Here is a 12,753-nt window from a genome sequence, read left to right as displayed (position 1 = left end):
AGTACCCCTCGCCCCCCGCGTGAATCGGGCGGGTCACGCCGGCCGGAGTCCGCGAGAGCAGCGTTTGACAAGGGCGACCGCGGCTACTCGGGGCGGGTGACCTCGATGACATCTGAGCAGGAGCTCTTCCGGTTCCTGGAGGACCGCTTCGCGTGCGCGCAGTCGTGTGCGGAGTGTGCGCGGGCGTGTGCTCTGCGTGCGAGCCTCGTGGACCCGGACGGGCCGAAGGAGCAGGAACTGGTACGCCGCAGGGGCGTCATGTGCGCGGAGGTGTGCGACGCGACGTGCCGCATGCTGTACGAGCAGTCGGGCCTGGACGAGGCGGGCATACGCGTCCAGCTGGAGTGGTGCCGGGACGTCTGCCTGGAGTGCGCCGACGTCTTCGACGACCACCCCGGTGCGCAGGGCAGTGCGAAGGCCTGCCGTGAGTGCGCCCAGGCCTGCATGGACTTCATGGCCACCCTCCGCTGAGGGGGCGGGCCGGCACGCCGCCGGCACCCGCGGGCACGCTGGGCGGCCCGGGCGCCGACGGTACCGGCGGCCTGCCGGGCACCACATCGTTGCGGGTCTCAGTCCGCGTCACGTGGGCGCGGGTGCCGGTCCGCGCCGCACCGGTGCTGGTCTCGGTCCGCGTCACGCCGGTGTGTTTCCCGGTCGGCGATGCCCGGTTCCGGGTCTTTGTGGGGCTGGGGCTGCTGGAGCAGGCCCGGGGCAAAGCCGTCCCGGCCCGGCAGCGGGCGTCCGGCGCGCACGTTCCAGCGGTTCGAGCGCCCGCTGAGCTCCGTGACGGTCAGCGGCGGTACGTCGATCCGCCAGAACGCGGACTCTGGCGCCCCGAGAGCCCGTACCAGCGCGGCCCGTACGACCTCCGGCTCCACCACGGCGACGACACGCCCCGCGTGCTCCGCGGCCCTGTCCAGCCAACGGGCGACCCGGTCGCAGAAGTCCCGCACCGACTCCCCGCCGTGCGGAGCGGACCCCGGGTCCGCCAGCCATCGCGCCACCGCGTCCGGTTCCTCCGCGCCCACCTCGTCCAGCGTCGCGCCGCGCCAGCGGCCCACGTCGAGTCCGGCGAGCTGCGCCACCTCGACCGCGTCAAGACCGAGCGCGCCGGCGGTGTCCCGGCAACGCACGCTGGGGGAGACCCACCGCTCGCCCGCGGCCGTGAACGTGCCCGCGGCAGCCCGGGCGAGCCGCAGTCCGCGGGCGTCCGCGGGACAGCCGTCGTCGAAGCGGGCCTCGCGGAGCGCCGCGCTCGACGCTGCTGAGATCAAGGTCACTCGGGTCGTCATGGATCCGCTCTCGTGATCGAAATGCCGCCGCGCCCGCGGCCGAACGCCGTGCGCAGAGCGGGAGTTGGCCGTGGTCCTGAGCCGCGGGGCGCACGCTGTGCCTCCCGTGCGCCCTTGGCCCGGCCTCCGCTTCGCGGTACGGTCTCGACGATATTGACGACGGTACGGCGGAAGCCCGGTGAGAATCCGGCACGGTCGCGCCACTGTAATCCCCGCAAGAGCCGCGCCCGCCAGGGGTGGTGAAGGCAGGGCAAGTCAGACCCGCAGCCGTCGTCCTGTGCACCACCACGATGGGACGCGAGTTCCCCAGGAGGTCCTGCCACATGGCGCAGTCCGTCGCTCAGCCGACCGCCACCCCCACCGCCGTTCCCGCCAAGCTGCCGATCGGCGCGATCGCTCCCTGGGCGGTCTTCTTCGGCATCCTGATGCTGGTCCTGCTCTACTTCGTCGGCGCCGAACAGGGCGCCACCGCGCTCGTCTCCGGCGAGAACGTGCACGAGTGGGTGCACGACGCCCGCCATCTGCTCGGCTTCCCCTGCCACTGACGGCGACGAGGAAGCGTACGAGTCGATGAACTCAGCAACAGTCGGAAAACTCCTGGTGCGCGGCATGCTGGCGGGTCTCGCCGCCGGCCTGCTCGCCCTCACCGTCGCGTACTTCCTCGGTGAGTCCCGCGTGGACGCCGCGATCGCCTACGAGGAATCCCACGCGCACCACCACGAACACGGCGTGGAGACGGTGACCCGCACCATGCAGTCCACCGGGGGTCTGGCCACCGGCGTCCTCGTCTACGGCATCGCCTTCGGTGGCATCGCCGCCCTCGCGTACTGCTTCGCCCTCGGACGGATCGGCCGCTTCGGGCCCCGGGCGAGTGCGCTGCTGCTGTCGACGGCGGGCCTGGTCGCGGTCTACGTCGTGCCGTTCCTCAAGTACCCGGCCAACCCGCCGTCCGTCGGTGACGCCGACACCATCGGCAAGCGGACGACGCTGTACTTCCTCATGGTCGTGCTCAGCGTGCTGCTCGCCGTCGCGACCGTGATCCTGGGCAAGCGCCTCGCACCACGGCTGGGCAACTGGAACGCCACGCTGGCCGCCGGGGCGTTCTTCGTCGTCGCCGTCGGCCTGGCGTACGCGTTCCTCCCCGCGGTCGACGAGGTGCCGAGGGACTTCTCGGGCACCCTGCTGTGGCAGTTCCGGCTCGCGGCACTGGCGATCCAGCTGACGCTGTGGACCTCCTTCGGGCTCGTCTTCGGCGCACTGGCCCAGCGGCTGGCGGTGCCCGGGACCGCCCCGGTTCAGGGCAGGGAGGAGAAGCCGGTGACCGCGGCACCGGTCGCTCCCTGAGCGTGCGCAGATCACGGCGGGCCCCGGCCGGGGCCCGCCTTCTCGTGCCCGGCGTCAGCCCGGCCGGGCGGAGCCGTCCGCGGCCCCCGGGGCCTTCGCGCGCGAGGGCCGGGCGAGGCGTTCGAAGCCGTCCAGCATCGCGGTGAGCCCGGTGTCGAACTGCTCGGCGGGGTCGCCCGCGCAGTCCTCCGCGCCGGGGCGCAGCACGGCCAGGCTCAGCGCGTGTCCCACGGTGAACTCCCGCAGACAGCGGGCGATGCGGCCCGCCCGGGCGGGCCCGAAGCCCGCGGCGCCGGCATGGTCGACGAGCCGCGCGCAGGCGTCCGTCGCGGCGGGCGAGCGCACGGGATGCGTCGCGAACACGGCGACGGCGTGCGGATGGGCGAGCAGCGTGCGCCGCAGCCGCCGACAGTACTGCTCGGCCACCGCCCGCCAGGAGCCGCCCCAGGGCAGCGAGTCGAAGTCCACCTCCTCCAGGAGGAGTTCGGCGACGCCGTCGAAGAGCGCGTCCTGGTCCTCGAAGTAGCGGTACGCGGTCATCGGGTCCACACCGAGTCCCGCGCCGAGCTTGCGCATCGAGAAGGCGCGCAGCCCGTTCACGTCGATCAGCGCCAGCGCCGCCGCGGCGATGCGGGCACGATTCAGCGCCGGTCTGGCGGAGGGGGCCGACGGTCCGTCCTCCGCTTCGTGTCTGTCGGTCTTCATGGTGCGCCGGTCCAGGTTCGTGTTCGGGCCGTTTCCTGCACTTCCGGGAAAACCGGCGGGCCAGCCGGTTTCGGGGTCTCCCCGCATGCTACGTCCGGCGGGTCGTCCAGGGCATCTGCCGTAGGGCGACGGCAGTGCCGGGGGTGTGAGCGGGCCGCGGGTTCGGGGCAGCGCCGGGGGTGTGGGCGGCCGCGGGTTCTCCGACGCGTCCTCGGCATTCCCAATTTCTGGAACGCGTTCTACTGTGTGCGCCGTCAAGTCCGGGTGGGACCCGTCGATCCACTGGGAGCCGGGAGGCGCCGTGCATCTCCAATACACGCCCGAGCAGCAGCGGTTGCGGACCGAACTGCGTGACTACTTCGCCCGGTTGGTACCGGACAACGCCTACGCGCGCCACGGCGAACCGGCGACGCGGAAGCGCTTCTACCGCGAGACCATCCGCAGGCTCGGCGCGGACGGCTGGCTCGGCGTGGGCTGGCCGAAGGAGTACGGCGGACGCGGGCTGAGCCCCATGGAGCAGTTCATCTTCTTCGACGAGGCGGCCCAGGCGGGCGCCCCCCTGCCGTTGATGGCGCTGAACACGGTCGGCCCGACCCTCATGCGGTTCGGCACGGACGAGCAGAAGACGTACTTCCTGCCGAAGATCCTCTCCGGGGAGATCGACTTCGCCATCGGCTACAGCGAGCCCGACGCGGGCACGGACCTCGCCGCGCTCAGGACGAGAGCCGTACGGGAGGGGGACGAGACCACCGGCCACTACACCGTGGACGGCCAGAAGATCTGGACGACCAACGGCGACACCGCCGACTGGATCTGGCTCGCCGTACGCACCGACCCGGACGCGCCGCCGCACAAGGGCATCACCATGCTGCTCGTGCCGACGTCCGACCCCGGCTACTCCTGCACCCTCATCAACACCCTCGCCTCGCACGACACCACGGCGAGCTACTACGAGAACATCCGCGTCCCCGCCTCCCGCCGGGTCGGCGAGGAGAACAAGGGCTGGCGGCTGATCACCAACCAGCTCAACCACGAGCGGGTCACGCTCGCCGCTCACGGGACCATGGCGATCCGTGCCCTGCACGACGTGCAGCGCTGGGCGATGAAGACCGAACTCGCCGACGGCCGCCGCGTCGTCGACCTCCCCTGGGTGCGCCGGCGCCTCGCGCAGATCCACACCAGGCTCGACGCGATGAAACTCCTCAACTGGCAGATGGTGAACGCCGTCCAGGAAGGCACGCTCACTCCCCAGGACGCCTCCGCCGTCAAGGTGTACGGCTCCGAGGCGCGCCGGGACGCGTACGCCTGGCTGATGGAGATCGTCGCCGCCCCCGGTGCGCTGAAGGAGGGCTCGGCGGGCGCCGTCCTCCAGGGCGAGCTGGAGCGCGGCTACCGCTCGGCGGTGATCTTCACCTTCGGCGGCGGCAACAACGAGATCCAGCGCGAGATCATCTCCTGGATCGGCCTGGGGATGCCGCGGGTGCGGCGCTAGGCAGTTGCGTGCGGATCAGTTGGTCGTTGGTCCGGGTGTGCCGTTGACTGACGCGAACTGGGCGCGGATCGAGCCGTTGCTCCCGGACCGGACGCCGAAGCGGGGTGGCCGTTGGCGGGACCATCGTGAGGTGATCGACGCGATCGCCTTCGAGTTCCGGACCGGCACGCAGTGGGTTCACCTGCCGGAGAAGTACGGCAACTGGAGCCACTGGCCTTCCACCTCACCGCCGGACAGGCGGGTGACGCACATGCCTCCACCGACGTCGTGGCCCGCCTGCGCGTCCCCCGTCGGCGAGGACGGCCCCGCACCACGAGTGCTGCGGGAACACTGGCCCGGGGTGGCGACGGTCCACCGGGGGAGCTAGGGCCTGTCGTTTGGATCATGCCGGCGTCGCGGGGTCTGGCACGCACATCTGCGGCGTTGTCGTCGGTCGCCGACGCTCCGCGTCGACTCCCTCCTCCGCCTTGCAGCTGTACGCGCCAGACCCCGCTCGGGTCGGTCAGGACGAACCGTCGGTCACAGCCAGCCTGATCCAAACGACAGGCCCTAGCACCGACGAGGTCCCGTTGTGGGCCTCAGCGCCGCACCCAGCGCCAGCACGCTCAGGCCGAACATCAGCACACCCAGGGGAAGATGGACCGAGGGGACGTGTGCGATGCCGAGCACGACCTGGACCGAAGCGAGCACGAGGAAGACTGACGCGTGCCCGACGGGCCGGGCCGGGCCGCCCCCCGGCTTCCACGCCAGCACCGCGGCCAGCAGGTACAGCATCGACGCCCCGTACATCACACGGGCGCCGACATCGTGCAGCGTCGCACCCACCGACGAGGTCAGCAGCAGTCCGGCGGAAACCGCCTGCGAAAAAATGGTCAACGTCTGCAGAACGATCGCGATCCGCAGGAAGCGGGAGCCGCGCCGCGCGTTCACCGTCGTCGCCGTCACCTCAGTGGCCATGCCAGTCCCCTCTTTTCCGCCCTCGGGCAGCAGATCGTTTAAGGTCTCCCCAGCCCGACGACACAGGGCGGCGAAAGGTAAGGCGGGGGCCACAAGCATGGAGACTGCCGGGGACGGCACGGACGCGATAGCCGGCGAGCGACGCCAACTGATCAATGTGGCCTACCGGCTGCTCGGTGCGGTGACGGAGGCCGAGGACGCGGTGCAGGAGGCCTACACACGCTGGTACGCGCTGCCCCGCAGCCGGCAGGAGGAGATCCGCTCCCCCGGCGCCTGGCTGACGACGGTGACTGGCCGTCTCTGTCTGGACCTGCTCGGCTCTGCGCGCGTGCGCCGTGAGCGCTATGTCGGCGTGTGGCTGCCCGAGCCGCTGCCTGACCGCACCGAGTGGGCCCGCACGGGCGGAGGCCCCGCCGCACCCGGTCCCACCGCACCTGCGGATCCGGCCGACCAGATCGTCCTGGACGAATCGGTGGCCATGGCCTTCCTCGTCGTCCTGGAGTCGATGACGCCCGCCGAGCGGGTGGCGTTCGTCCTGCACGACGTCTTCCGCTACCCGTTCGCCGAGATCGCCGACGTGCTCGGCCGGTCTCCCGCGGCCTGCAAGCAGTTGGCGGCCTCCGCCCGCCGGCGAATACACCCCGCAGGCGCTCCGGAGCCGGTCACCGGCCGGGCCGACGTCGTGCGGCACGTCAAGGAGGCGTGGGAGAACAAGGACATCGCGACCCTGGTGGGTCTCCTCGATCCGGCCGCCGTGATGACCGCCGACGGCGGCGGTATGGTCCCCACCGTCCTGCACCCCGTCCAGGGCGGCGCGCGCATCGCCGAATACATGATCGCCATCGCCGACAAAGCGCCCGGACTCCAACTCCAGCAACGCACCGTCAACGGCGTACCGGGCCTGGTCGCCGACCAGTCCGGCATCGTGAGAACCGTAGCCGCATTCGACATCTCCCACAGGCGCGTCACCCACATCTGGGTAATCCGCAACCCCGAGAAACTACGACCATGGACACGGAAGGGCTAGCCAGACTTCTTCGCAATCTGCAAGCGCGCTCGTAGGCGCGGGCCTCACCGACGAAGAGCAAGGCGGCATCTGGCACACGGGTGCGCGCTGACTTCCCCGAACACGCCTCCGCTCACGTGCGGGGTCTCAGCCCTGGCCGCCAAGGCGGCCGGAATCGGCGCTTGGCCACCGGCACACGCCCCCAGCGCACCGGGGTCGGTCGGCGTCGCCGCGCAGGAAATCCCGGACGGTGGGCCCCGCCCGTACGGGCTTCGTGGCGTCTGCGCGACGAAGCCCGGACAGGCGAGGCTGTCTCGGGCCGGCGTTCAGCCCGAGACCGTCGGCCCTCAGAGGCGGTCGAGGATGCCCTTCAGCTGGTCGACCTCGGCGGACTGGCCCTCGACGATGTCGCCCGCCATCCTCACGGCGCCGGTGTTCTCGCCCCGCTGCTGCTCGTCCCGGGCCATGCTGATCGCGCCGTTGTGGTGGTCGGCCATCATCTCGGCGAACGCCTTGTCGAACGCGGCGCCCTTCATGCCCTTGAGCCGCTTCATGTCCGTGCCGGTCATCATGCCGCCCCCGCCGTGGTGGTCCATGCCGGGCATGGACTCCATGGCGGTCGGCGCGTTCCAGGACTCCAGCCAGCCCTTCAGCGTCCTGATCTCGGGGTCCTGGGCCTTCTCGATCTTCGCGGCGATGTCCTTGACCTGCGTGTCGGAGGCGCGTGCGCCGGCGAGCGCGGCCATCTGCAGAGCCTGCTCGTGGTGCGGGACCATCAGCTGCGCGAAAGTGACGTCCGCGTCGTTGAAGGAGCCGGCCCCCGGGGCCGCGGACGGGGAGCTGTCGTGGCCGCCGTGGTTCCTGCGGGACGGGTCGTCGCCGTTGCCGCCGCAGGCGGAGAGGAACAGGACAAGGGCTGCGGTGACGCCCGTGGCGGCGGCTCGGCGCAGGGGCTCGCGGTGCGGGGGGCGCGTGGAGGAAGTCATGGTCGATTCACCTCGTGTGCTTGGTACTTCGGCTGTCGGGGAGCATGCGAAACCGCGGGGCGGCGCCAGAGGCGCGCCCACGTGAGCGGTTCGGCCTACAGCCGAAGAACCGAAAGACGGGTGAGATCGGGTCCGCGTGGCGGCGGATCGGGCCGCGGTGTCGCGGCGATCCGGGCGAGCAGCTCCGCCGGCGACTCCCGGCGGCGGACGAACGCCGATGCGAGAAGCGCCGTCAGCACCCACGCCCCGAACATGACCGCCACACACAGCGAGGTCATGTCCATGGCCATGGCGGGCTCGTGCGACGAGGACGACGGCGACGAGGACGAGGCTGAGTGGTGCGGCGTCGAGGACGAGGGCGAGTGGGGCGACGACGCCTGCATGACGACGCCGCCCGGTCCGGCGAGGGCGGTCATCGGGTCGTGGCCCGTGACGACCCCGTCCGTGGCTCCGGCGTGGGACGCGGTACGCAGGGCGGAGTGAGCCGACCCGGTGGGGTGCCCCACGCTGTGCATCACGAACACGCCGAGCGCGAGCACGACGACCAGCAGCAGGTGCCCGAGGGCGCCCGCTGTGCGTACGTACCGCCTGGCCTTCACGGGTGACTCCGTCCCTGGCTTCGCTTCCGGGTCCGCCGGACCGACACGGTCTGCCGGAACGACAGTACCCATGGGACGCGCCGCATGCCGCGGAAGGGCGTGGGACGGCTGCGTCGATGTGGCCCCGGCCGGGGGGAGCCGCGGCGGCTCCCCCCGGCCGTCACATCCGTTCCGGTGCCGTGACCCCCAGCAGGTGCAGGCCGTTGCGCAGCACCACCCGGCTCGCGTCCGTCAGCCACAGGCGGGCCCGGCTCAGGTCGGTCGCCTCCTCGCCGTCCCGGGGAAGGACCCGGCAACTGTCGTAGAACCGGTGGTAGGTGCCCGCCAGCTGCTCCAGATAGTGAGCGACCCGGTGCGGCTCACGCAGCGTGGCCGCCGTGGCGACGACATCGGGGAACTCGCCCAGTACGGCAAGGAGATCGTCCTCCCGCTCGTGCCCGAGCAGCGACGGGTCGAAGTCCTCGGGACCGCCCCTGCTCGCACCGGTCTCCCGCGCCCTGCGCTGGACAGCGCACAGCCGGGCGTGCGCGTACTGCACGTAGAACACCGGGTTGTCGTTCGACTTCCTGGTCAGCAGGTCGATGTCGAGGTCGATCATCGAGTCCACGGCGGCCCGCGCCAGCGCGTACCGGGCCGCGTCCAACCCCACGGCGTCGACCAGGTCGTCCAGCGTCACGACCGTGCCCGCACGCTTGCTCATCCGCACCGGCCGGCCGTCCTTGACCAGATTGACCAGCTGGCCGATCAGGATCTCCAGGTTCGTGTCCGGGTCGTCGCCGAAGCACGCCGCCATGGCCCGCATCCGGCCCACATAACCCGCGTGATCGGCCCCCAGCATGATCACGACGCGCTCGAAGCCCCGCGACCGCTTGTTCAGGTAGTACGCGCAGTCCGCCGTGAAGTACGTCCAGGAGCCGTCGCTCTTGACCAGGACCCGGTCCTTGTCGTCGCCGAAGTCGGTGGTGCGCAGCCACACGGCGCCGTCGGACTCGAAGACGTGCCCGCCCTCCCGGAGCCGGGCGACGGCCGTGTCGAGATCACCCCGGCCGTGCAGGTCCTTCTCGTTGAAAAAGACGTCGAAACGGGTGCCGAACCGGGCGAGGGACGACTTGATCTCGTCGAACATGAGCGCCGTACCCGCGGTCCGGAAGACCTGGAGGGCCTCCGCCTCGGGCAGACCGAGGGCCTCGGGGTGCCGCTCCAGTACGTCGGAGCCGATCTCCCCGATGTAGGCGCCGCTGTAACCGTCCTCCGGTGAGGGCGCGCTCGCCGCCGCGGCGAGCAGGGACCTGGCGAAGCGGTCGATCTGCACTCCGGCGTCGTTGAAGTAGTACTCCCGCACCACCTGCGCCCCCGTGGCGTCGAGGAGCCGGGCCAGCGCGTCCCCCACGACCGCCCACCGGGCACCGCCGATGTGCACCGGACCGGTCGGGTTGGCGGAGACGAACTCCAGGTTCAGCCGCAGCCCCGCGAGGTGCCGGGTCCGGCCGTAGGCGGCGTCGGCCAGCACGATGTCCCGGGCGAGCGCGCCCTTGGCGGCGGTGTCGAGCGTGATGTTCAGGAAGCCGGGGCCCGCCACCTCCACCGCCCGGACGCCGGGCGCGGCACTCACCGTCGGCACCAGCACGTCGGCCACGGCGCGCGCCGGCATCCCCGCGGACCTGGCGAGCAGCAGGGCCACGTTGCTCGAATAGTCCCCGTGGCCACGCAGACGCGGCCGCTCGACCTGAACCGTCGCGGGCACCTCCGCGACGAGCCTTCCGGAGTCGACTGCTTCCCGGACACTGCCGGAGATGAGGGCGGCGAGGTCTGCTGGGTTCACGCGGCGAGGCTACAAGGACGCGTTGCCGCCCGGACAACGGTTTTCGCCGCGCGCTCCCGCCGTGAGGGACCTGCTTTTCGCGGCCCGGTCCCTCCGGTCGGCGTCCTGCCGCGCATGGGCGGCAGGGGCCGCGCACCCCTTGCTGGCCGGGGCCGGGTCCGGCCACACTGGCCGCATGGACGCCGAAGGCACCGTGCCCGCGGACCCGGGCCTCTTCACCCCCGCGTCCGTGACCTGGCAGATGCACGGAGACCCCATGATGTGGATCGCCGGGATCCGCGCGCTGTATCTCCAGGCGCTCCATCCGCGCGCGGTGCGCGGGGTCATGCAGAACTCCGACTTCCGGCGCGACGCCTGGGGCAGGCTGATGCGCACGGCGGACTTCGTGGGGACGACGACGTACGGCACCACGGAGGCGGCCGAGCGGGCGGGCGCCCGGGTGCGCGGCATCCACACCAGGCTCCGGGCGACGGACCCGGACACGGGGGAGCGTTACCGCGTCGACGAACCCGGGCTGCTGCTGTGGGTGCACTGCGCCGAGATCGACTCCTATCTGCACGTCCTGCGCCGCTCGGGCTTCCGGCTGACGGACGCGCAAGCCGACCGCTACGTCGGCGAACACCGTGTCGGCGCCCGCCTGGTGGGCCTGGACCCCGCCGCCGTGCCCGGCGACCGGGCCCAGCTGGCCGCGTACTTCGAGAAGGTGCGCCCGGAGCTGGCCGCTGGAGCAGAGGCGCGGGAGGTGGACGCCTTCCTGCGCCGCCCGCCGACGCATCCGCTGCTCGTCCCGGCACGCGCGCTGCTGTGGCGGCACGTGGCCCGGCTGGCCTACGCGTCCCTGCCACCGTACGCCCACGAGTTGTACGGCAGACCGGCCCCGCCCGCCGCCACCGTGACCCGGCGCCTGCGCGTCATCGGCACCCTGCTGCGCGGCGTTCCCGCACGTGTGCGCTGGCAGCTGCCGCCCGGACACATTCCCCGCGCCATGGCACGGCTCGGGCCCGGCTCCCGTCCGGCACCGAACAAGGTCGGGGGATAGGCCCCGGCCTAACGGGCGTGACGGGCCTGACGGGCCGGCCGTAGGCGCCCGGACCGCGCCGGTCTCGGTTGTCGCGGTCCCGGGGTGTCCGCGCGCCGCTGCGGCCGGCGAACGTCGGCGGCGGTCCCCACGAGGCCCGCTGCCTGGACAAACCGGGGCGCCGACCCGTACCGCGGGGCCGCTGGTCACGGCGGGGGCCGCCCTTGTACCCGCCCCCGGTGACCACCACGCTCACCGTCAGCGGCCGGCCGCGCGCTGCGCGGTGCGGGGCGTCCGCCGTCCGGCGGCTCGTCCGCACGCCTCTGGTCCGCCCGGATCATCGCGTGCTACCAAGAACCATGCCTGCACACGAGGGATATGACGCCGTCGTCGTCGGCGGCGGTCACAACGGTCTGGTCGCCGCCGCCTACCTGGCCCGCGCCGGGCACTCCGTGCTGGTCCTCGAACGCCTCGGGACCACCGGCGGTGCCGCCGTGTCGAGCCGGCCCTTCAAGGGCGTCGACGCACGGCTGTCGCGGTACTCGTACCTCGTCAGTCTGCTGCCCCGGAAGATCGTGCGGGATCTCGGCCTCGACTTCCGGGTCCGCGGACGCACCGTCTCCTCGTACACGCCGGTGGAGCGCGACGGACGGCCCACCGGACTGCTCGTCGGCGGTGGCGAGCGGCGCACCCGGGAGGCCTTCGCGCGGCTGACCGGCGCCGACCGCGAGTACGCGGCCTGGCAGCGCTTCTACGGCATGACCGGCCGCGTCGCCCAGCGCGTCTTCCCCACCCTCACCGAGCCGCTGCCCACGCGTGACGAGCTGCGCCTGCGTGTCGACGACGAGGACGCGTGGCGGATGCTGTTCGAGGAGCCCGTCGGCACCGCCATCGAGGAGTACTTCGCCGACGACCTGGTGCGGGGTGTCGTCCTCACCGACGGCCTCATCGGCACGTTCGCGGACGCCCACGATCCCTCGCTGCGGCAGAACCGGTGCTTCCTCTACCACGTGATCGGCGGCGGCACCGGCGCCTGGGACGTGCCCGTGGGCGGTATGGGCGCGCTCACGGACGCGATCGCCGCCACGGCACGCGCCGCGGGCGCCGTCCTCGCCACCGGCCGGGAGGTGGTGCGGATCGAGACGGACGGGCGGGCCGCCGAGGTCACGTACCGCGGTACGGACGGCGAGGAAGGCACCGTCGCGGCCCGGCACGTCCTGGTCAACGCGTCGCCGCAGGAACTGGCCGCGCTGGTCGGCGACACACCGCCGGCCCCCGCCGAAGGCGCCCAGCTCAAGGTGAACATGCTGCTCAAGCGGCTGCCGCGGCTGCGCGACACCTCGGTGGACCCGCGCGAGGCGTTCGCCGGGACCTTCCACATCGCCGAGGGGTACGAGCAGCTGGCGACGGCCCACGCCCAGGCCGCGGGGGGGTCGGTGCCCGCCGCGCCGCCCCCCCAGAGCTCCCGCCCCCCGCTTACCTATCCCCCGACCCCTGCCCCCACCCCCGTTGAGGGGGGGTGCCAGACCCTC

General features: G+C 72.3%; 14 protein-coding genes and 1 riboswitch. Of the genes, 8 read left to right on the top strand and 6 right to left on the bottom strand.

Annotation, left to right across the window (positions count from 1 at the left end; all coding sequences use genetic code 11):
- Positions 1 to 105 precede the first annotated feature (105 nt).
- A complete protein-coding gene (locus AC069T_RS02225; RefSeq protein ID WP_478780888.1) occupies positions 106 to 471 on the top strand; it encodes a four-helix bundle copper-binding protein in 366 nt (121 codons plus the stop codon).
- 98 nt (positions 472 to 569) lie between these two features.
- On the opposite strand, the gene AC069T_RS02220 is transcribed toward AC069T_RS02225, so the two are convergent.
- Positions 570 to 1,292, bottom strand: a complete 723-nt coding sequence (locus AC069T_RS02220) for a histidine phosphatase family protein (RefSeq protein WP_478780887.1) — start codon at positions 1,290 to 1,292, stop codon at positions 570 to 572.
- Between the two features lie 125 nt (positions 1,293 to 1,417).
- Positions 1,418 to 1,578: riboswitch (cobalamin riboswitch) on the top strand.
- 37 nt (positions 1,579 to 1,615) lie between these two features.
- On the opposite strand from AC069T_RS02220, the gene AC069T_RS02215 reads away from it, so the two are divergent.
- On the top strand, positions 1,616 to 1,837 hold the full coding sequence (locus AC069T_RS02215; protein ID WP_358855656.1) for a CbtB domain-containing protein: 222 nt from the start codon (positions 1,616 to 1,618) through the stop codon (positions 1,835 to 1,837).
- Positions 1,838 to 1,862: 25 nt separating this feature from the next.
- The gene (locus AC069T_RS02210) at positions 1,863 to 2,636 is read left to right on the top strand and encodes a CbtA family protein (protein ID WP_478780886.1); all 774 of its coding nucleotides are present in this window, start codon (positions 1,863 to 1,865) and stop codon (positions 2,634 to 2,636) included.
- 54 nt (positions 2,637 to 2,690) lie between these two features.
- On the opposite strand, the gene AC069T_RS02205 is transcribed toward AC069T_RS02210, so the two are convergent.
- Positions 2,691 to 3,341, bottom strand: coding sequence for a TetR/AcrR family transcriptional regulator (locus AC069T_RS02205; protein ID WP_478780885.1), 651 nt, complete (start codon positions 3,339 to 3,341; stop codon positions 2,691 to 2,693).
- A 301-nt stretch (positions 3,342 to 3,642) separates the two neighbouring features.
- Here AC069T_RS02205 and AC069T_RS02200 point away from each other — a divergent pair, with 301 nt between their 5' ends.
- Together AC069T_RS02200 and AC069T_RS02195 are read left to right on the top strand one after the other, a co-directional pair.
- Complete coding sequence (locus tag AC069T_RS02200; protein WP_478780884.1) at positions 3,643 to 4,833, top strand: acyl-CoA dehydrogenase family protein; 1,191 nt, start codon at positions 3,643 to 3,645, stop codon at positions 4,831 to 4,833.
- Between the two features lie 43 nt (positions 4,834 to 4,876).
- A complete protein-coding gene (locus AC069T_RS02195; RefSeq protein ID WP_478780883.1) occupies positions 4,877 to 5,200 on the top strand; it encodes a transposase in 324 nt (107 codons plus the stop codon).
- Positions 5,201 to 5,382: 182 nt separating this feature from the next.
- Here AC069T_RS02195 and AC069T_RS02190 read toward each other — a convergent pair whose 3' ends face one another.
- A complete protein-coding gene (locus AC069T_RS02190; RefSeq protein WP_478780882.1) occupies positions 5,383 to 5,790 on the bottom strand; it encodes a hypothetical protein in 408 nt (135 codons plus the stop codon).
- A gap of 97 nt (positions 5,791 to 5,887) precedes the next feature.
- Between AC069T_RS02190 and sigJ the strand changes: the two genes are divergently transcribed.
- On the top strand, positions 5,888 to 6,817 hold the full coding sequence (gene sigJ / locus AC069T_RS02185; protein ID WP_478780881.1) for an RNA polymerase sigma factor SigJ: 930 nt from the start codon (positions 5,888 to 5,890) through the stop codon (positions 6,815 to 6,817).
- A gap of 326 nt (positions 6,818 to 7,143) precedes the next feature.
- Here sigJ and AC069T_RS02180 read toward each other — a convergent pair whose 3' ends face one another.
- The 3 genes from AC069T_RS02180 to argS all read right to left on the bottom strand — a co-directional run bounded on the left by AC069T_RS02180 (position 7,144) and on the right by argS (position 10,203).
- Entirely contained in the window at positions 7,144 to 7,782 is a 639-nt protein-coding gene (locus AC069T_RS02180; RefSeq protein ID WP_478780880.1) for a DUF305 domain-containing protein, read from the bottom strand.
- Positions 7,783 to 7,877: 95 nt separating this feature from the next.
- Entirely contained in the window at positions 7,878 to 8,381 is a 504-nt protein-coding gene (locus tag AC069T_RS02175; RefSeq protein ID WP_478780879.1) for a DUF6153 family protein, read from the bottom strand.
- Positions 8,382 to 8,541: 160 nt separating this feature from the next.
- Complete coding sequence (argS, locus tag AC069T_RS02170) at positions 8,542 to 10,203, bottom strand: arginine--tRNA ligase (RefSeq protein WP_478780878.1); 1,662 nt, start codon at positions 10,201 to 10,203, stop codon at positions 8,542 to 8,544.
- 175 nt (positions 10,204 to 10,378) lie between these two features.
- Here argS and AC069T_RS02165 point away from each other — a divergent pair, with 175 nt between their 5' ends.
- Positions 10,379 to 11,242 (top strand): oxygenase MpaB family protein, encoded by an 864-nt coding sequence (locus AC069T_RS02165; protein WP_478780877.1) that lies wholly within the window; start codon positions 10,379 to 10,381, stop codon positions 11,240 to 11,242.
- A gap of 338 nt (positions 11,243 to 11,580) precedes the next feature.
- Positions 11,581 to 12,753 (top strand): phytoene desaturase family protein (locus AC069T_RS02160; RefSeq protein ID WP_478780876.1); only part of this gene is annotated, 1,173 nt, incomplete at its 3' end.

Source organism: Streptomyces sp. NPDC043867, assembly GCF_056435845.1.
This window is presented reverse-complemented; position numbering and strand designations above follow the sequence as displayed.